We start from the raw sequence: 19177 nt of genomic DNA on the forward strand, positions 1-19177 counted from the left end.
CGCGCCGACGCCGCTCAGAGGGCGAGCTTGTCGCGCAGGAAGTCGTTGACGAAGAGGCCGCGTGGATCGTGGCGGGCGGCGAGCGCGCGGAAGTCGTCGAAGCGGGGATAGAGCGGCGCGAGCGTGTCGGCGTCCGCGTGGAAGCGCTTGCCCCAGTGCGGACGCGCGCCGAGCGGCAGCAGCCGCTCCTCGAGGCGGGGGAGCAGGGCGTCGACGGCGGTCTGCTCGGGCTTCCAGGTGAAGTGGAGGCCGACCGCGTCGGTGCCGAAGGCGGAGGAGAGCCACAGCTCGTCCGCCGCGATCTCCCGGATCTCGGTGATCTGGAGGAGCGGGACGATCTCGGCTGACATGCCGCGAACGGCATATAGCGCATCGCGGGCGGCGGCGCGCGGGACCAGGTACTCGGACTGCAGTTCGGCACCGTTGGAGGGTGTGAACTCGAGCCGGAAGTGCGGCAGACGGTCGAGCCACGGGCCCGGGCGCCCGAGCTGCGGGGTGCAGTGCACCGGGTCGACATCCGCGATGGGATGCATCGCCACGGGGGAGGGGAGCGCCCCGAGTACCTCGTCGGGCGCCGGCGCGTCGCGGTCGAGGCGGCGCTTGAGCCAGAGCTGATCGATCACGTCGGGATCGGCCCAGGAGGTGAAGAGGCTCACGCTGTAGCCGAGTGCGACGAGCTTGTCGAAGCCGGAGAGCACCTCGTCGACCGGCAGGTGGCGGTAGACGGTCTGCGCGACCGTGAAACTCGGCTCCACGTCGAGCACGATCCGCGTGACGAACCCGAGCACGCCGAGCGCGACCACGGCGCCCGCGAAGTCCGCGTCCCCGCGGCGCAGCGTGACGAGCGCACCCTCGCCGTCGACGAACTCGAGTTCGCGCACCGACGTCGCGAGCGATCCGTTGGCGACGCCGGAGCCGTGCGTTCCGGTCGCGACCGCACCCGCGACGGAGATGTGGGGGAGCGAGGCGAGGTTCGCGAGCGCGAGGCCTTCCGCCTCGAGCAGCCGGGCCAGCTCGCCGTAGCGGATGCCGGCGGGCACCGAGACGCTGCGCCGGTCGTCGGCGATGCGCACCTGGGCCGCATCCGCGAACCCCGCGGAGCTCACGAGCGCGCCGCGCGTGTCCGCGATGGGCGAGAAGGAGTGCCGCGTGCCGAGCGGACGCAGCGAGCCGGGCCCGGCATCCGCGACGAGCCGCTGCACGTCCGTGACGGATGCCGGGCTCGCGACCGTCCCGCCGAACTCGATGTTGCCTGCCCAGTTGCGCTCGCCCATGGGACCCCCTCGCCTCGATCGTAGAGGTGCCGGGGTGTGCGAGACTTCCTCGATGGCGAAGGCCGAAGACGCGACGGCGGTCGCGACCCGACACGGCAGACTCCCACATCGACGTGCGTGGGTGACCGCGGTCCGCTGGGTGGCGAGCGGACTCGCCGTGGTGCTCGTGGCGACGGTGGCCGTGGTCGGCATCGAGGTCTCCCACTTCGCCCAGGGCCTGCGCGAGCGGGGAGTGGTGATCAACGCGAGCGAGGCGCCCATTCCGGAGATCGGGGCGATCGAGGGCGGCTTCAACATCCTCGTGGTCGGCAAGGACGAGTACTACGACCGCGACAGCGTGCTCAACGACGTCAACATCCTGCTGCACGTCTCCGAGGACCAGACGAGCGCCGTCGCCGTGAGCTTCCCGCGCGACATGGTCATGCCGTTCCCACCGTGCACCGACCCGAAGACGGGGCGCACCTCGAGCGCGGCCCGCGGGCTGCCCGTCAACAACGCCTACGCGTACGGCGGGCTCGGGTGCGTGGTCGACGTGCTGCGCGGTTTCACCGGGCTCGAGATCCAGTACGCGGGGCTCATCGGCTTCGACGGCGTCGCCTCGATGGCGGACGCCGTCGGGGGAGTGCCGGTGTGCGTGGCGAGCCCCATCGACGACGCGTTCACCGGCCTGCACCTGGACGCGGGCACCCACACGCTGAGCGGCTGGGAGGCCCTCATGTTCCTGCGCACCCGGCACGGGGTAGGCGACGGTTCGGATCTCACGCGCATCAGTTCGCAGCAGGTCTACCTGTCGGCGCTCGTCAGGAAGCTGACGGCGGAGGGGACGCTCACGAACGTGACCACGATCGTGGGTCTCGCACAGATCGCCTCCGAGAAGATGGAGCTCTCGGCCGAGCTCACCAACCCGACGACGATGGTCGCGATGGCGCGGGCGCTCCACAACATCCCGCTCGAGCGTCTGACCTTCGTGCAGTACCCGGGCACGACGGGCGGCACGGGCATCTACGAGGGCCACGTGCAACCGGATGCCGGGCGCGGCCAGAAGCTGCTCGACGCGATCAGGAACGACCAGTCGGTCGGCGTCGCCCAGGCCGGAGACGGCGTCGGGGCGCAGCTCGACCCGAACGCGACGGAGACACCGGTAGATCCGTCGGCGTCGCCGGGCGATGAACCGACGCTCTCCGAGCAGGTCGTCATCGACGGCATCCGGGGCCAGAGCGCGGCCGACCAGACCTGCAGCATCGGACGCTAGGCGGCTGTGGGACCGACCGAGAATCAGACGTGCTGACATAATCGCGCTTATCGGCGCGATTATGAGTTCTCAGTACGGACGTGCAGATCCCGGGGTGACCACCGGAATGACATACGGCTCACCGGGCTGCTGCTGGGCGGGCGGTGCCTGCTGGAACGGCATGGCGGTGGATTCGGCGGGCGCCTGCCAGGACGGCTGCGCGGGCGCAGGCTGCGCGGCGACGGGGTGCGCTGGGACGGGCTGTGCCGGAAGCTGCTGCACGGGCACCGCGGTGGGCGGCTGCGCTGCGGGCGCGGCCGGAGCGCGCGAGGTGTAGAGGGCCGCTGCCGCAGCGACGGCTGCCGGGGCCGCCTGCGGGGTCGGAGCCGGAGCGGGCACGGCGGGGACCGACACGGGACCGGGCGCGGGCGTCGCATACGGGTTGACCGTCGCGGGGCCCGGACCCACCGGCGTCGCGACGGGACCGGCGGCGGGTGCAGGCGTGGAGGGCATCCGGAGCGGATCCGAGACACCGGGATGCGGGCTCGTGGCGGTCTGCGCGGGCGGCACGAGCTGCGCGATCTCCTGAGAAGGTGCCGCGGGCGTCGAGGGCGCCGTCGGAGTGGCGACCGCGACCTCCGCGGGCGGAGACTCCGAGCGCCTACCACGCCGCGACGCCACCGGGGTCGACTCCCCCGCGTCGAGCTGACGCTGATGCGCCTTGAGCGCGCTGAGGACCGCGGAACGGATGATGATCCACACCAGGAGCAGCACCAGCACCCCGGCGCCGACGGCGACGCCGAGCTGGATGAGGAATTCGGGTGTGAGCTCGGGCAGGCTCATGGGTTACACGGTGCTCCTGTACGGAACGTTCCACCATCCCGTATTCGGGGTACGTCCGGATGCGGCGACTCAGGCGGTGCAGGACGGCAGCTGCCGCCGCACCAGCTCGATGAGCTCGGCCGGCTCGAACCGCGGTCGCTCGGCGAGCAGTTCGGCGAGACTCCACCAGCGATGCTCGAGCACGTCGACCTGCTCCTCCGCCGTCCAGTGGGCGCTCGAGGGCTCGAAGCGGTCGGTCACCACCGTGAAGAACTCGGCGTGGCCGCTGTCGTGGTCGGCCGAGTCCCACTCCACGTCGTAGTCGTGCGCCCACACGGGGGCGCCGAGCTCCCCGACCTCGAGACCGGTCTCCTCGAAGAGCTCACGCCGGGCGGCCTCCTCGAAGCCCTCCCCCGCATCCACTCCCCCGCCGGGGGTCAGCCAGCGGGCGATCCCCGAGGAATCCGGAGCGGTCGTCAGGAACAGCAGCACGCGGTCCTCACGATCGAACACGAGCACGCGCGCCGCGAGCCGGTGACGGTGGGCGCTGACCATCGCTCGATCCGCTCAGGCCTGCGCGGTGAAGTCGCTCACGTCGCCGACGTAGCGGGTGTGGTCGGCGGGGATGTCGTCGACGGCCGCGCGCGCCACCTCGGCGGCGAACTCGGCCACGTTGTAGAGCTTGCCTGCCGCCTCGCGACGGGTGGCGATCGCGCCCGGGTTGACCCGCTCCAGCAGCGTCGCGGTGATGGTGCCCTCGATCATGTCGCCCGAGACGACGACGAAGCCGACACCGGCGGCGTCGAGCTCGGGGATGCGGGCCCGCAGGGCGTCCTCGCCCGCACGCTTGCTGCGTGCCACCTGCTCGTACTCGGGCATCGTCGGCACGGTCGCGATGAAGTGCGCCTGGTGGCTCGTGACGAACACGACACGCGAACCCGCGTGCAGCAGGGGCAGAGCCGCGTCGAGCACGCCCAGTTGCGCGTCGCGGTTGAGCCGCATGGCGTAGTCCTCGCCGAGGCCCGACTCCATGCCGCCGGAGGCGTTGAGCACGAGGATGTCGAGCCCGCCCCACTCCTCGCGCACCCGGGCGAACATGGCCGCCGTCGACGCGGGGTCCGTGAGGTCGGCGCCGATCGCGATGGCCTCTCCCCCGGCCTCCTCGATCGCCGCGACCACCTTGAGGGCGCGGGCCTCCTTGTTGCGGTAGTTGATCACGACGCGGGCGCCGGCGGCCGCGAGGTAGCCGGCGGTGTCGGCGCCGATGCCGCGGGAGGAGCCGGTGATGAGCACGCGTGCGCCGCGCAGGGAGTCGGGGGGAAGCAGGTCGTTCACGATCCCCCACCCTATCGAGCGCGGCGCCGCCCCCGAGCATGCCGCGGTGCTAGTTTCGAGTCGACGACGCCGTAGGAGGATGCCGCCATGGAACCGGATGTGATCAGCAGCTGGGCCTGGCTGTTCTGGCTGGCCCTCGTGCTCGTGTTCATCATCATCGAGGTGAACACGCTCGAGTTCACCTTCCTGATGCTCGCGCTCGGCTCGGTCGGCGGACTCGTCGCGGGCCTCTTGGGCGCCCCGTGGTGGCTGCAGTTCATCATCTCGGCGGTGCTCGCCCTCGTGCTCGTGCTGTTCGTCCGACCACCGCTGCTGCACCTGCTGCGACGGGGAGCCGATCCGGCCCGTTCGAACGTCGCCGCCCTGCACGGGCTCGGCGGCGTCGTCTCGACCGACTTCCGGGCCGGTGCCGGCCAGGTGAAGCTCGCCAACGGCGAGGTGTGGACCGCCCGCCTCGACGCCGAGGCCTCCGAGACCGAGCTGCACGAGGGCGACCGCGTCGTCGTGACCACCATCGACGGCGCGACCGCCGTCGTCGTCCCCGTCGAGAGGAGCGTCGGATGAGCGACGCCGACATCTTCCGCGTCGTCATCACGATCATCGTGGTGGCGGTCATCGTCATCTTCGTGCTGACGATCCTGTTCCGCTCGATCCGCATCATCCCGCAGGCCTACGCGGGCATCGTGGAGCGGCTGGGCCGTTACCACAAGACGCTCAACCCGGGCCTCAACATCCTCGTGCCGCTCATCGACCGGCTGCGCCCGCTCGTCGACATGCGCGAGCAGGTCGTGTCGTTCCCGCCCCAGCCGGTCATCACCGAGGACAACCTGGTGGTATCGATCGACACCGTCGTCTACTTCCAGGTGACGGATGCGCGTGCCGCGACCTACGAGATCGCCAACTACCTCGGCGCCGTCGAGCAGCTCACGACCACGACGCTGCGCAACGTGGTCGGCGGACTCAACCTCGAGGAGGCGCTCACCTCCCGCGACAACATCAACGGCCAGCTGCGCATCGTGCTCGACGAAGCCACCGGCAAGTGGGGCATCCGGGTGAGCCGCGTCGAGCTCAAGGCGATCGACCCGCCCGTGTCGATCCAGGACTCGATGGAGAAGCAGATGCGCGCCGAGCGCGACCGGCGCGCCGCGATCCTCACCGCCGAGGGCACCAAGCAGGCCGCGATCCTCGGCGCCGAGGGTCAGCGTCAGGCGGCGATCCTCCAGGCGGAGGGTGACGCCAAGGCCGCCGTGCTGCGCGCGCAGGGCGAGGCGGAGGCGATCCAGACGGTGTTCCGGGCCATCCACGAGGGCGACCCCGACTCGAAGCTGCTCGCGTACCAGTACCTGCAGACCCTGCCGAAGCTCGCCGAGGGCGAGTCGAACAAGCTCTGGATCATCCCGAGCGAGCTCACCGAGGCGCTCAAGGGCATCGGCGAGGGCTTCTTCGCGCCGCGGCACGCCGCACCGCCGACGGATGCGACGCCGCGCGGCTGAGGGCGGCAGGGTCCCCTACCTGACCCCCGCTCCCCCGCGGGTGCTCGCCCACCGCGGGCTCGCGCTGCACGCCCCCGAGAACACGCTGCTCGCCTTCCTGCACGCCGTGAACGCGGGCGCGACGCACGTGGAGACGGACGTGCACGGCTCCGCCGACGGCGTCGCGATGGTGAGCCACGACCCCGATCTGAAGCGCGTCGCGGGCCGGGACGTGCGCGTCGCGCAGTTGACGGCGGCCGAACTGCGCCGGGTGCCGCTCGGCGAGGGTCAGAACTTCTGCTCGCTCGCCGAGGCCCTCGACGCGTTCCCCGAGACGCGGTTCAACATCGACGTGAAGTCGGCGGATGCGGTGCCCGGCACGATCCGCGCCATCCGGGACGCGCGCGCCGTCGATCGGGTGCTGATCGGCTCGTTCTCGACGACCCGGCGTCGCGCGACGATCGCCGAGCTGCCCGGCGTCGCCACCTCCATCTCGGCCGGCGGGGCCCTGCCGGCGGTGCACGCGGCGCGGGTGGGCGCCACCCGCTTCCTCGCCCGGCTGCTCGACGGCATCGCCGCGGTGCAGCTGCCGCCCGTGGTCGCGGGTGCGTCGATCGTCACCCAGCGGGCCCTCGCGAGCTTCCACGAGGTCGGCGTCGAGGTGCATCTGTGGACGATCAACGACCCGGCCGAGATGACGCGGCTGCTCGACGCGGGCGTCGACGGCATCGTCACCGACCGGGCCGACCTCGCCCTCCCCCTCGTCGCAGCCCGCCACTGACCCCCGTCCGCTTCCCATCCGCACCGAAGAGGCTGGGAATGCACTGTAAACGGCGCCCGTCGGGCATACGATCCGCCACGGTAGACGTTGTATCCATCTGACGGTCTTTCCGGCCACCGACCGGAACCGTCTCTCGGCGCGTCACAGCGCGCCCACTCATCGACCACGGCGCAGAGGAGGCCACACGATGGCAGATCGCAGCTTGCGCGGAATGCGACTCGGTTCGCAGAGCATGCAGAGCGAAGAGGGAGTGGAGTTCTCTCCCCGCAAGAGGGCCGTGTACCGCACGGACGAAGGGACCACCTTCGAGGTGGTGTTCGCCGCAGACGCGGAGGTGCCCGAGACGTGGGAGTCCCCGCGTACCGGTCAGGAGGGTCGCCTCGTGGGTGACGACGGCGAGCTCGTCGAGACCGAGGCGGCGGAGACGAAGGCCCCCCGCACGCACTGGGACATGCTGCTCGAGCGCCGCACGCGCGCCGAGCTGGAGGAGATCCTCCAGGAGCGCCTCGACTACCTGCGCGCCCGCCGCGGCGAGGCCGCGAAGAACCCGAAGAGCGCCTGACCCGCGAGGGCCCCGAGCCCGAGCATCGCAACCCCCCAACCGACCCCCGCGCCGATCACGACCGCGGGGGTCGTGGCGTTCTCGAGGGGCACGTCGACGACCATGACGCCGGCCGTGTAGCGCGTCAGATCGTCGGCGATCGTGCCGTCGGGCAGGATGACGGCGCTCGCCCCCACCGTCGAGATGTTGACGACCGTGCGCCCCAGCTCGATCGCACGGATGCGGGCGATCGCGAGCTGCTGCACGCTCTCGTCGGTCTGCCCGAAGTCGGCGTTGTTGGTCTGCGCGAGCACGAGCTGCCCGCCCTCCTCGACGCCCTCGCGCATGAGCGCGTCGTCGACGATGTCGAAGCAGATGGCGAAGGCCGCGAGGATGCTTCTCCCGTCCGAGCCGACGTCCATCACGGCATCCGTCGTCCCGGGTGTGTACTCGCGCTGGATGAGGTCGATGAGCTCGGGCGCGAACTGCCGCCAGACCGCGCGGTCGGGCACGTACTCGCCGAACGGCACCGGGTGGCGCTTGTCGTAGTGGTCGACCGCCCCCTTCCCCGGCCGCCACAGCAACGAGGTGTTGAAGTACGCGTCGTCGCGGGTCGTCACCGACCAGCCGACGAGCGGGGCGCCCGCCTGCTCCGCGACGGCGTCGAAGGCGCGCGCCGCAGCGGGCACGCGCAGGGGGTCCAGATCCGATCCGCCCTCGGGCCAGACGACGAGGTCGACATCCTGGTCGTACAGGGCGGCGCTCGCCTCGTACTGGGCGAGGAGGTTGTCACCGGTGTGCTCCGGGCGGTCGAAGTAGCCCGTCTTGCCGTTGCCCTGCACCGCACCGACCCGCAGGGTGCCGGTGCTCTCCAGCGGAAACGCCGGAAAGGCGACGAGGAGCGCCGCGAGGGCCGTCACGAGCCCCACCCGCAGCAGGGGCGCGACGCCCGCCTCCCGCACGGAGGCGATCGCGACGGCGACCAGGAACACCATGAGGAACCCGACGCCGGAGATGCCGACCCAGGCGAAGAGCGGGGCGATGGGGCTGTCCGACTGCGACTCGGCGATGCGACCCCACGCGAAGCCGCCGTACGGCCACACGCTCGAGACCGCCTCGCGTGCCGTCCACAGCCCGCCGATCACGAGCGGCACGAACAGCATCCGCCCGAGCGGTCCGCGTACGCCGCGCGGCACGATGCGCGTGGCGATCGAGATGAGCATCGTGCCGAGGCCGCACCACAACGCCATGACGAGGCTCAGGGCGAACCACGGCACCGCCCGCACGATCCACGGCTCGTCGGGGCTCAGGAACTCGGTCATCCACGGGATGTGCACGAGGTAGAACGTGAGTCCCCACACGAGTCCGACGAGGAATCCGGCGCCCGCACGCCTGCCCTGCGCGGCCACGAGCACCATCGCCACGCCGACGAAGGCGAGCGGCCACCAGCCCCGGTCGGGGAAGGCGGCATCCGTGACCGGTCCCGCGGCGGCCGCGAGCAGCACGGCGGCCCACAGCGGCAGGAAGGGCCGCGTGCGGTCGGGTGCGGGCACGGCTGCGGACATCGGAGGATCAGCCTACGGCGCGGATGCTGGGGGTCAGCCGACGGAGCTGTAGGCGACGATGCCGCGCCGCACGCCGTCGATCGCGGTGCGCGCGGTGCGGCCGAGCTCGCCGTCGGCGACGATCGAGAGCTGGTCGAGCAGGTCGATGACCTGCTTCATCCAGCGCACGAAGTCGCCCGCGGCGAGGTCGGTGTCGCGCAGCACGTGGTCGAGCCGGCCGCCCTGCGCCCAGCGATGGGTCGCCGTCGCGAGAGCGGCCGACAGCGGCCCCGTCTCGGGGAGGCGGCGATCCTCCTCGAGGGTGCTGAGTTCGCTCCAGCGCCGCTCGGTCGCCTCGAAGAGCTCCCGGAACCTGCCGCGCGGGAACTCGCGCACGATGCCGGCATCCTCGCGCCGCGGCTCGTAGACGAGCGCGCTCGCGAGGGCGGCGAGCGTGGGGGCGTCGGCCCCCTCCCACACGCCCGTGCGCAGGCACTCCGCCACGAGCAGGTCGCGTTCGCCGTAGATCCGGCGCAGTTGACGGCCCGGTGCGCCCACGCCGAGACGGCCGTGCTCGTCGCGCTCGAGATAGCCGAGCTCGAGCAGCAGCTCGGTGATCCGGTCGAAGACCTGCGCGACCGCGCCCGTGCGGCCGCGCACCTGGTTCGCGAGGCGATCCGTGTCGCGCTTCAACCGGAACCAGCGCTCCGCCCAGCGCGCGTGCGCCTCGCGGTCGTTGCACGCGTGGCAGGGGTGCTGCTTCATGCGGCGCCGCAACTGCTCCACCTGCCGTTGTCGGCGTTCCCGCTCGGCGCGCGAGCCCTCCTGCGCGCGCGACTGCTTGCGTTCCAGGTCGCTCAGCTCGCGGCGGATGCCGGCGTACTCCGTGAAGTCGCCCAGGTGGCAGCGCATCGCCTCCGCGTAGCCGGCGAGCGACTTCTCCTGCTCGCGGATCTTGCGGGCGAGGTCGACGACCGCCCGGTCGGCCTGGAACTGCGCGAACGAGCTCTCGAGGATCTCCCGGGTGCGCTCCCGGCCGAACTGCTCGATGAGGTTGACGGCCATGTTGTAGGTGGGCCGGAAGCTCGAGTTGAGCGGGTAGCTACGGCGGGAGGCGAGCTGCGCGACCGCCTGCGGGTCGAGGCCCGCCGCCCACTGGATGACGGAGTGCCCCTCGACGTCGATCCCGCGTCGCCCGGCGCGCCCGGTCAGCTGGGTGTACTCCCCCGGCGTGATCGGCACCCGCGCCTCGCCGTTGAACTTCTCGAGCTTCTCGAGCACGACGGTGCGGGCGGGCATGTTGACGCCGAGCGCGAGGGTCTCGGTCGCGAAGACCACCTTCACGAGCTTGCGCTGGAAGAGCTCCTCGACGACCTCCTTGAAGGTCGGGATCATCCCGGCGTGGTGGGCGGCGATGCCGCGCTCCAGGCCCTCGAGCCAGCCGAAGTAGCCGAGCACCCCGAGATCCTCGTCGCGCAGACCCGCGCAGCGCTCCTCGACGAGGTGGCGGATCTCGTCGCGCTCCCAGCGCTCGGTGAGGCGCACCTCCGAGCGCAACAGCTGCTGCACCGCCTGATCGCAGCCCACCCGGCTGAAGACGAAGAAGATCGCGGGCAGCAGGTGACGATCCTCGAGCAGTCGCACGACCTCCGGGCGGTCGATGCGGTCGCGCAGCACCTCGCCCTTGCGCTGGTGACGCCCCGGATGCTGCCCGCGGTAGGTGCCCGCACCGCGGCCCCCCGCGATCGCGAGCCGCGCGAGTTCGGGGTTGACCCGGGGCGGGGCGTCGGGCGACTGCGCCCCGTCGAAGAGGTCGGCGAGCTTCCCCCGCACGAGCACGTGCTGCTCGAGCGGCACGGGACGCCGCTCGGAGACGATGACGTCGGTGTCGCCGCGCACCGCCTGCAGCCAGTCGCCGAACTCCTCCGCGTTCGACACGGTGGCCGAGAGGCTCACCATCCGCACCTCCCGGGGCAGATGGATGATGACCTCCTCCCAGACGGCGCCGCGGAAGCGATCCGCCAGGTAGTGCACCTCGTCCATGACGACGTAGGCGAGGTCGGCGAGCAGCGGCGAGTCGGCGTAGAGCATGTTCCGCAGCACCTCGGTCGTCATGACGACGACGCGGGCACCCGAGTTGATGTTGGTGTCACCCGTGAGCAGCCCCACCCGCTCCGCGCCGTGCTCGGCGGCCAGCTCGGAGTACTTCTGGTTGCTGAGCGCCTTCATGGGGGTCGTGTAGAACACCTTCGCGCGGGGTCCGGCGAGCGCCAGATGCACGGCGAACTCGGCGACGATCGTCTTGCCGGCGCCCGTCGGCGCCGCGACGAGCACGCTGCGTCCCTCCTCGAGCGAGCGGCAGGCCTCCAACTGGAAGTCGTCGAGCTCGACCGCGAGGCGTCCGCGGAACGACTCCAGCTCGGGCGTGCGCGCCCGCGCACGGAACGCCGCGTAGCGCTCGCTCGGCGAGAGCGCTGCGTCGTCGGATGCCGTCATGCGCCGCTGAGACCGGTCTCGAACGCCGCCTGCCGGCGCGCGACGGCCCGGTCGTGCCACACCGCGACCCCCACCGCGGCGAAGTACAGCAGCACCATCGGCAGCGCGAGCAGCAGCATCGAGATCGGGTCGGCGGCCGGTGTCGCCATCGCGGTGAACACGACGATGATGAGCACCGCCCAGCGCCAGCCCTTGAGGATCGTCTTCCCCTGCAGCACCCCCGCGAAGTTCAGCAGCACGAGGAACACCGGCATGACGAAGGCGACGCCGGTGGCGAGCATGAGCTTGAGGATGAAGTCGACGTAGGTCTTGGTGTCGTAGAGCTGCGAGGCGCCCGGCGGCACGAAGGTGAACATGAACTCGACGATGCGCGGCAGCACCATCCAGCCCGCCGCGCAGCCGAGCAGGAACAGCGGCACCGCGGAGAAGAAGAAGCCGAACACATAGCGCCGCTCGCGCCCCGTGAGACCCGGCACGAAGAACGCGAACAGCTGATACAGCCAGATCGGGCTCGCGAGGATGATGCCGACGACGAGCGACACCTGCAGCTGGATGTCGAGGGCACCGGTGAGGCTCGAGAAGTTGAGGGTGATCTTCTCGGGGTCGAGGCCCAACTGGTCGGCGATGTGGAAGACGGGGCCCGAGATCGCCGCCCAGGTGCCCTGCCCGGCGAGGGCCTCGGACGCGCCCGGGACGAGCGGGTCGATGAGGTCGCCGAACCAGCTGAGGTCGTACAGCATCCAGCCGACGATCGTGCCCGCGAGCACCGCGAGCGCGCCGCGGGTGAGCCGCTTGCGCAACTCGATGAGGTGTTCGGCGAGCGACATCCGCCGCTCGGGGTTGTTCTTGCGGGGATTCGCCCGGGCCGTGCCGCCGGCCACGGCGCCTACGACTTGTCGGTCGGCGCGGAGTCGGCGGCCTTCGGCGCCTCGTCGGACTCCGACGTCGCGGTGCCGTCCGTCTTCGGGGCGTCCGACTTGACCTCGTTGCGGAAGATCTTGATCGACTGGCCGAGGCTCTTCGAGAGCGCCGGTAGACGCGTGGCGCCGAACAGCACCAGCACGACGAGCAGGATGATCACCCAGGTCCACGGCTGGTTCCAGAAGAGAGGGTGGATGAGCATGAGACACGTCCTCGTCGTTGTGTGCGGGTATCCCCAGTCTACGCGTAGCGTGCTCGACCGGCCGCGGCCCACTCCGCGACCGCCCGCCGGGCCTGCTCGGGGGCGATGACGCGCACGGTCCCGGGCATCCCCGCGATGAGGCGCTTGAGGCCGTGGTAGTGCGAGACCCGCAGGGTCGTGCGGATGCGGTCGCCGACCTCGCTCGTGAGCGCCCCGTCGGGGATGTAGTCCGCGAGCAGCCCGATCACCTCGGGCGCGGCCTCGATCGTGACCACGAGATCCTCCTCCGAGGGCTCGAAGAGCGAGTCGGGCAGTCGCACCTCGGAGGCGTCGTGCTCGATCGGCGATCCGGTCACGACGAGGTCGCTCATCCGGTCGAAACGGAAGGTGCGCAGCGCCTGCCGCAGGTGGCACCAGCCGCGCAGATACCAGTCGGCGTCGATCGACTCGACGCGCAGCGGGTCGACGTCGCGCTGCTCGAGCTCCCCGCGGGAGTTCAGGTAGCCGAACCGCACGCGATGCCCCTCGGCGACCGCACGCCCCACGAGCTGCAGCAGCGCGTCGTCCGCACCGCCCGCGACGGCGAGCTGGCTCGGCTCGCTCGAGGCCCCGCGCGAGAGCTTGCCGACGAGGGTCTTGAGCGCCGCGCTGTCGGCGTTCTCCGGGAGCGCCTGCAGGTACTGCAGCCCCGCGATGAGGGCCGCCGCCTCGCGCGCCGAGAGTCGGGGGGCGTCGTCGATCGCGACGTGCTGGGTGATGGCGATCTCGTCGTCCTGCTCGAAGGCCTCCCAGTCGATGTCGAAGAGGTCCTCGTGCTGGTAGGTCGAGGTCGAGCCGGGGATGCCGCTGAGGGCGACGAGCGACACCGAGGAGCGGATCTCGTCGTCGCTCACGCCGAAGTGGGCGGCCGCCTCCTGCACCGTCACCCGGTCGTGCTCGAGCAGCCACGGCACGAGGGCCAGCAGGAAGGCGAGCTTGTCGCGCGCCTGCGGCGGCGGGACGGAGCGCGAGGGCGCCCGGTGGCGGCGGTCAGCCATGGTCGTCCACCGTCCGTTCGAGGCGTTCCACGACCGCGTCGCGGAGCTCCGGGGGCGTGAGCACGAGCACCTCGGGCCCGAAGCCCGCCAGCTCGTCGGCGAGGATCGCGAGATCCACGTAGTGCACGCGCAGGATGCCGGGGGCGGTCTCCGCGGAGCCGCGGCGGTGCGCGAGCCGGCGCGCCGCATCCGAACCCGCGCGCACCTCGATCTCGGCGGTGCCGCGCTCCCACAGGGCCTCGAGCTCGGCGAGGGCGCGGGCCTTGTGGTCGCCGGGGCGCTCGGGCGCGGGCTTGCCCGCGGTGACCTTGCCGACGATGCGGCGCAGCAGGAAGGTCTTCCCCTCCCCCGTCGCGAGCTCCTCCGCGGTCAGGTGCCAGCGTCCGTCGTACTGCACGAGGGCGAGCGGGATCACCTCGCGGGTGCGGGCCCGCGACTCCCCGGGCTTCAGGTAGTCGAAACGCACGAGCTGCCGCCGGTCGATCGCCTGGGTGAGCGGCTCGAACGCCGCATCCCGCAGCCGCAGCCGCGGCGCGTAGCCGAGCACGGGCTCGTCCGCCGCGATGCCGAGCGCGCGCAGCTTGACGAGCGCGCGCCGCGACTCGGCGCTCAGCGAGCCCTCGCGCCACACCATGCCGGCGAGGTTGAGCAGCGCGACCTCCTCGGCCGAGAACCGCACGTCGGCGGGCAGGTCGTAGGCGCCCTTGGGGATGCGGTAGCGCAGGTTGTGGTTGTCGCCCGGCTCGCCGAGCGGCTCGATCGTCTCGAGCGGCACCCCGAGCTCGCGGATGTCGTCCTTGTCGCGCTCGAACTGGCGCTCGAGGTTGGCGTTGTCGCCGCCCGGCGCGTAGCGCTGCGCGTAGCCGCGCACGCTCGAGAGGATCTCCGCCTTGGTGAGGCCGGGCTCCGTGGCGACGAGCGCCAGCACGAGGCTGAACAGCCGATCCTCGACGGGAACCGGTGCCGGGGCCTGCTGCGAGTTCGTCGCCGCCTACTTCCCGGTCGAGCGCAGGCCGAGCACGTCGATCACGTAGATGAGCGTGTCGCCGGCCGAGGCGCCCGAGGGCCAGGAGTCGTCGGCGAAGGAGTCGTCGGGGGCGACGACCGCGAGCACCTGCGAGCCGACCCGGGCGCCGACGAGGGCGTCGAACACCCCAGGCGGAACGCCCTGGGCGGCCGTCGGGTCGTTCGCGACCAGCTGGACGATGGGCTTCTTGTTCCAGGTGGTGGAGATCTGACGCAGATCCGAGCCGTCGCTCGGCCACACCCAGGCGGTCAGGTTGAGCACCGCGCTGTCGCCGTCGGCGAGGGCGACGCCGGAGCCCGCCTTGATCGTGGAGATCCTGGTCTCGGTCGGCGGCTCAGTCGTGAGCACCGAGACGCCGGGGGTGCCGTCGGGGGCCGTGACCACGTTCGGCATGCCGTCCTGCGGGAGCTGGTTCACGCCATCCGCCTTGCCGAGGTAGATCGATCGGACGTCGATGACGAGGACGAGGGAGCGCGCGAGGTCGTCCTCCGTCGCACTCGAGGTGACGTCGAGGCCGCTGTCGCCGAGGGTCGAGGTGACCGCGAGGCGATCGCCCGGACGGGCGCAGACGAGCGCCTGGTACATGGCCCCGTCACGGCCCGCGACGCCGAGGAAGGCGTTCTCGTCGTAGCCGGTCGAGTCGAGGAACTCGCCGTTGGCGGCGTCGACGAGCGACACCTCGAAGTCGACGGTCGACCCCTCCGTGGCGAAGCCGCCCTCGCCCTCGACGATCACCGAGCGCTCGGGCGTCTTCGCCGTGAGCGGCGCCGGGATGCTGATCGCGGGCTTGCTGCCGACCTCACCGGTCGCCTCGACGAGGGCGGAGGTCTCCCCCGCGGCGATCGTCGGCGTGCACGACGCGGTCGACGGCGAGCAGCCGGCGAGCGAGGCGGCGAGCACCGTCAGGACGGCGACGGAGCTGACCAGCGCAGGGATGCGACGCACGGGGTCTTCTTTCGTTACGGCGTTGTCGGGGGTCCGCACCCGTCGGCGCGGCCGGGGTGCACGGAGCGTGTCGAGTCTACTGTTCCGTGGACGGCGCTCCGGACGGCGCGGCGCCCGTGCCGCCCGTCGTGCGCTCGGCGAGCTGCTGCGCGTCGCGCACGACGCGACGGATGCGCTTGTCGGTCTTGTCGCGCACGCCGAGGGCGCCCGGCGTCCACAGCTCGACGTCCTCGTCGTCGTAGTCCGACTTCGAGGCGCGGCGTGCGGGCTTCGGCAGCACGGCGCCCGGGGCGAGGCGTCGCGCGGCGATGAGGAACGCCGTGTGGGCGACCATCCGGTGGTCGGGCCGCACCGCGAGCCCCTCCACGTGCCAGCCCCGCACGAGCGTCTCGGTCGAGCTCGGCTCGGTGTAGAGGCCCGTCGCCCGGATGGCCTCGGCGACCCGGGAGAGCTGCGTCGCGGTCGCGACGTAGCAGACGAGCACGCCCCCGGGTGCGAGGGCGTCCGACACGACGTCGAGGCACTCCCAGGGCGCGAGCATGTCGAGCACGACGCGGTCGACGGTGCCGGGCTCCACGGCATCCGGGAGCACCTCGGCGAGGTCGCCGATGCCGATCGACCAGTTGGCGGGGGTGTCGCCCGTGAACGCCGTCACGTTGGCGCGGGCGACCTCGGCGAACTCCTCGCGACGCTCGAAGGAGAGCAGGCGCCCGCCCGAGCCGATCGCGCGCAGCAGCCAGAGCGACAGCGCGCCCGAGCCCACCCCGGCCTCCACGACCGTCGCCCCCGGGAAGATGTCGCCGATCGCGAGGATCTGCGCGGCATCCTTCGGGTAGACGATGGCCGCACCGCGCGGCATCGACATCACGAAGTCGGACAGCAGCGGTCGCAGCGCGAGGTACGCGTCGCCGTTGGACGCCTGCACGACCGAGCCGTCGGGCAGCCCGATGAGGGTGTCGTGCGCGAGCATGCCGCGGTGGGTGTGGAACTGCCGGCCCGGTTCCAGGGTGATCGTGTGGAGACGGTTCTTGGGTCCCGTGAGCTGCACGCGGTCGCCCGCGCGGAAGACGCTCATCGGAGTGCCCCGCTCGCGGCGAGGTCGTCGAGGCGGATGCCGTCGAGCCCGTTCGGGAGGCGCGTGTACGCGGGGCTCTCCGGCAGCGGCACGTGGAAGGGCACCGCGAAGGTCGTGGCGCCCGAGGCGACGGCGGCGGCGACGCCCGGCTCGGAGTCCTCGATCGCGACGCAGTCGGCGATCTCGACGCCGAGCAGCTCCGCGGCGCGCAGATAGGCGTCCGGGTAGGGCTTCGGGCGCTCCACCTCGTCGCCCGCGACGACGACGTCGAACGCGGGGCGGCCGAGCTCTTCGTCGAGGAACCCCGCGATCTGGTCGGCCATCCGGCGGATCGACATCGTCACGAGCGCCGTCGGGATGCCCGCCTCGCGCACCTCGGCGAGCAGCTCACGGGCCCCCGGGCGCCACGGAACGTGCTCCTCGATCTGCACCGTGACGCGGTCGGTGAGCCAGTCGATGATCTCCTGCGGCGTGAGCTTCACGCCCCGCGACTGGAAGACGAGCGCCGAGCTCCACAGCCCCTGGCCGACGAGCTGCAGGCCGTCCTCGTGGGTCCAGGTGCCGCCCCACTCGTGCACCAGCTCGCGCTCCGCGGTCATCCAGTACGGCTCGGTGTCGACGAGGGTGCCGTCCATGTCCCACAGGACGGCGGCCGGGGCGCCAGGTGTTTCGCTCACGACCGGCAAGTCTACGGGCGCGGTCCTATCCTGGGACGGACGCCCCCACGGGCGGAGAGGCGGCAAGGTGAGCGGACGACCCGACGACTGGGGCCACGAGGGCTCGACGCTCGTCGTCGCCTTCGAGGGCTGGAACGACGCCGGGGAGGCCGCCTCCACGGCGGTGCGCGCCCTGCGCGACCAGCTCGGCCTCGTCGCGCTCGTCGAGGTCGAGCCCGAGGACTACTTCGACTACCAGTTCAACCGTCCGGTCATCGCCTTCGACGAGAACGGCGACCGGGTGCTGGCCTGGCCGAACGTCACGCTCTTCGGCCCGGAGGACCGCTCCGACGGCCTGCACGTGCTGCTCGGCACCGAGCCGTCCCGGGGCTGGAAGACCTTCGCCGAGGAGGCGCTCGACGCGATCTCGGTGGCCGGGATCTCGCGCGTCGTCTTCCTCGGCGCGATGCTCGCCGACGTGCCGCACACGCGCCCGATCTCCGTCTTCGCCTCGAGCGAGAACGCCTCCGTGCGCGAGCGGTTCCGCCTCGAGCGCTCGAGCTACGAGGGGCCCGTCGGCATCATCTCGGTGCTCGCGGATGCGGCGGAGCGCGCCGGCATCCCGACCGTGTCGATCTGGGCGTCGGTGCCGCACTACGTGCACAACGCCCCCTCGCCGAAGGCGACCCTCGCCCTCATCGAGCGTCTCGAGGAGTTCATCGAGGTGCGGGTCGACCGCGGCTCGCTCGCCGAGGACTCGGAGGCGTGGGAGCGCGGCATCGACGCGCTCGCGAGCGACGACGACGACATGTCCGCCTACATCGAGCAGCTCGAGCAGGCGCGCGACACGGTCGACTCGCCCGAGGCATCCGGCGACGCGATCGCGGAGGAGTTCGAGAAGTACCTCCGCAAGCGCGACGGCGACCAGCCGCCGACGCCGTAGCCGCCTACGGCTGCAGCACGCCCGTCGACAGCAGCACGATGAGGGTGCCGCCGAGCAGGATGCGGTAGATCACGAACGGCAGGAACGAGCGCGTCTCGAGGTAGCGCATGAGGAACGCGATGACCGCGTACCCCACGACGAACGCGACCACGGTCGCCGCGATCGTCGGCCCGAGGCCGTAGCCGACCGTGCAGCCCGCGTCGACGCCCGGCTCGCACGTGAACGCCGTGTAGGTCTCGTAGAGCCCCGAGCCGAACACGGCCGGGATCGCCAGCAGGAACGCGAAACGGGCGGCCGCGGGACGCGTGTAGCCGAGCGCGAGCCCCGCGCTGATCGAGGCGCCCGAACGGCTCACCCCGGGGATGAGCGCGAGCATCTGCGCGAGGCCGATGAGGATGCCGTCGCGGTAGCTCATCTGCTCGATGGGCTTCGTGCGCCGGCCCAGCCAGTCGGCGAGCCACAGCAGCAGACCGAACACGATGAGCACGATCGCCACGATCCACAGCGACCGCAGGGTCGTCCGGATGGTGTCCTGGAAGAAGAACCCGACCAGCACGATCGGCACGGTGCCGATGATCACCAGCCAGCCGAGCCGCACATCCGGGTCGCCCTTCTGCACCCCCGTGGAGCGCTTGCCGCCGCCCCCCGGGAACAGCGAGCGGAACCACTTGCCGATGATGCGGGTGATGTCCTTCCAGAAGTAGATGAGCACCGCCGTCTCGGTGCCGAGCTGGGTGATCGCGGTGAACGTCGCGCCCGGGTCGTCCCAGCCGACCAGGTCGCCGAAGATGCGCAGGTGCGCGCTCGACGAGATCGGCAGGAACTCGGTGAGCCCCTGGATGAGGCCGAGGATGATCGCCTGGAGGAAGTCCACG

At 71.7% G+C, this 19177-nt stretch carries 20 protein-coding genes; 6 read left to right on the forward strand and 14 right to left on the reverse strand.

The genetic code is table 11. From position 1 onward, the window contains the following. Positions 1-14 precede the first annotated feature (14 nt). Positions 15-1274, reverse strand: coding sequence for a D-arabinono-1,4-lactone oxidase (locus tag D7I47_RS12535; protein WP_120763366.1), 1260 nt, complete (start codon positions 1272-1274; stop codon positions 15-17). A gap of 121 nt (positions 1275-1395) precedes the next feature. Between D7I47_RS12535 and D7I47_RS12540 the strand changes: the two genes are divergently transcribed. After that, complete coding sequence (locus D7I47_RS12540) at positions 1396-2526, forward strand: LCP family protein (RefSeq protein WP_157981732.1); 1131 nt, start codon at positions 1396-1398, stop codon at positions 2524-2526. Positions 2527-2595: 69 nt separating this feature from the next. On the opposite strand, the gene D7I47_RS12545 is transcribed toward D7I47_RS12540, so the two are convergent. From D7I47_RS12545 to D7I47_RS12555, 3 genes are all read right to left on the reverse strand, one after another. Then, positions 2596-3348: a hypothetical protein gene (locus D7I47_RS12545; RefSeq protein ID WP_120763367.1), complete on the reverse strand. Its 753-nt coding sequence runs from the start codon at positions 3346-3348 to the stop codon at positions 2596-2598. Positions 3349-3417: 69 nt separating this feature from the next. Beyond that, complete coding sequence (locus tag D7I47_RS12550; RefSeq protein WP_120763368.1) at positions 3418-3882, reverse strand: NUDIX hydrolase; 465 nt, start codon at positions 3880-3882, stop codon at positions 3418-3420. Positions 3883-3894: 12 nt separating this feature from the next. Then, the gene (locus D7I47_RS12555) at positions 3895-4662 is read right to left on the reverse strand and encodes an SDR family oxidoreductase (protein ID WP_120763369.1); all 768 of its coding nucleotides are present in this window, start codon (positions 4660-4662) and stop codon (positions 3895-3897) included. Between the two features lie 87 nt (positions 4663-4749). Between D7I47_RS12555 and D7I47_RS12560 the strand changes: the two genes are divergently transcribed. The 4 genes from D7I47_RS12560 (at position 4750) to D7I47_RS12575 (ending at position 7477) form a co-directional block, all read left to right on the forward strand. Then, a complete protein-coding gene (locus tag D7I47_RS12560) occupies positions 4750-5226 on the forward strand; it encodes an NfeD family protein (RefSeq protein WP_120763370.1) in 477 nt (158 codons plus the stop codon). Then, positions 5223-6155: an SPFH domain-containing protein gene (locus D7I47_RS12565; protein WP_120763371.1), complete on the forward strand. Its 933-nt coding sequence runs from the start codon at positions 5223-5225 to the stop codon at positions 6153-6155. The genes D7I47_RS12560 and D7I47_RS12565 overlap by 4 nt, the downstream gene beginning before the upstream one ends. Then, on the forward strand, positions 6136-6915 hold the full coding sequence (locus D7I47_RS12570) for a glycerophosphodiester phosphodiesterase family protein (RefSeq protein WP_120763372.1): 780 nt from the start codon (positions 6136-6138) through the stop codon (positions 6913-6915). The genes D7I47_RS12565 and D7I47_RS12570 overlap by 20 nt, the downstream gene beginning before the upstream one ends. A 187-nt stretch (positions 6916-7102) precedes the next feature. Next, complete coding sequence (locus D7I47_RS12575) at positions 7103-7477, forward strand: RNA polymerase-binding protein RbpA (protein ID WP_120763373.1); 375 nt, start codon at positions 7103-7105, stop codon at positions 7475-7477. On the opposite strand, the gene lnt is transcribed toward D7I47_RS12575, so the two are convergent. The 9 genes from lnt to D7I47_RS12620 form a co-directional block, all read right to left on the reverse strand. Then, the gene (gene lnt, locus D7I47_RS12580; protein WP_120763374.1) at positions 7426-9021 is read right to left on the reverse strand and encodes an apolipoprotein N-acyltransferase; all 1596 of its coding nucleotides are present in this window, start codon (positions 9019-9021) and stop codon (positions 7426-7428) included. The two genes, D7I47_RS12575 and lnt, sit on opposite strands and share 52 nt — an antisense overlap. Positions 9022-9054: 33 nt before the next feature. Next, positions 9055-11496: a DEAD/DEAH box helicase gene (locus D7I47_RS12585; RefSeq protein WP_120763375.1), complete on the reverse strand. Its 2442-nt coding sequence runs from the start codon at positions 11494-11496 to the stop codon at positions 9055-9057. Further along, on the reverse strand, positions 11493-12377 hold the full coding sequence (tatC, locus tag D7I47_RS12590; protein WP_319592666.1) for a twin-arginine translocase subunit TatC: 885 nt from the start codon (positions 12375-12377) through the stop codon (positions 11493-11495). The genes D7I47_RS12585 and tatC overlap by 4 nt, the downstream gene beginning before the upstream one ends. A gap of 5 nt (positions 12378-12382) precedes the next feature. Further along, on the reverse strand, positions 12383-12619 hold the full coding sequence (gene tatA, locus D7I47_RS12595) for a twin-arginine translocase TatA/TatE family subunit (protein WP_120763377.1): 237 nt from the start codon (positions 12617-12619) through the stop codon (positions 12383-12385). Between the two features lie 38 nt (positions 12620-12657). Further along, entirely contained in the window at positions 12658-13656 is a 999-nt protein-coding gene (locus D7I47_RS12600; protein WP_120763378.1) for a helix-turn-helix transcriptional regulator, read from the reverse strand. Beyond that, positions 13649-14584, reverse strand: a complete 936-nt coding sequence (locus D7I47_RS12605) for a helix-turn-helix transcriptional regulator (RefSeq protein WP_227000671.1) — start codon at positions 14582-14584, stop codon at positions 13649-13651. Before D7I47_RS12605 ends, D7I47_RS12600 begins: the two co-directional genes overlap by 8 nt. A 63-nt stretch (positions 14585-14647) precedes the next feature. Further along, positions 14648-15628, reverse strand: a complete 981-nt coding sequence (locus D7I47_RS12610; protein ID WP_120763380.1) for an FKBP-type peptidyl-prolyl cis-trans isomerase — start codon at positions 15626-15628, stop codon at positions 14648-14650. Positions 15629-15704: 76 nt separating this feature from the next. After that, a complete protein-coding gene (locus tag D7I47_RS12615; protein WP_120763381.1) occupies positions 15705-16703 on the reverse strand; it encodes a tRNA (adenine-N1)-methyltransferase in 999 nt (332 codons plus the stop codon). Continuing rightward, positions 16700-17338, reverse strand: coding sequence for an HAD family hydrolase (locus D7I47_RS12620; protein ID WP_120763382.1), 639 nt, complete (start codon positions 17336-17338; stop codon positions 16700-16702). The genes D7I47_RS12615 and D7I47_RS12620 overlap by 4 nt, the downstream gene beginning before the upstream one ends. A gap of 109 nt (positions 17339-17447) precedes the next feature. Here D7I47_RS12620 and D7I47_RS12625 point away from each other — a divergent pair, with 109 nt between their 5' ends. Further along, on the forward strand, positions 17448-18302 hold the full coding sequence (locus D7I47_RS12625; RefSeq protein WP_227000673.1) for a PAC2 family protein: 855 nt from the start codon (positions 17448-17450) through the stop codon (positions 18300-18302). 4 nt (positions 18303-18306) lie between these two features. On the opposite strand, the gene D7I47_RS12630 is transcribed toward D7I47_RS12625, so the two are convergent. Continuing rightward, positions 18307-19176 (reverse strand): undecaprenyl-diphosphate phosphatase, encoded by an 870-nt coding sequence (locus D7I47_RS12630; protein WP_120763384.1) that lies wholly within the window; start codon positions 19174-19176, stop codon positions 18307-18309. Position 19177 lies beyond the last annotated feature (1 nt).

The sequence above is a fragment of the Protaetiibacter intestinalis genome (genome assembly GCF_003627075.1).
Lineage (GTDB): Bacteria > Actinomycetota > Actinomycetes > Actinomycetales > Microbacteriaceae > Homoserinibacter > Homoserinibacter intestinalis.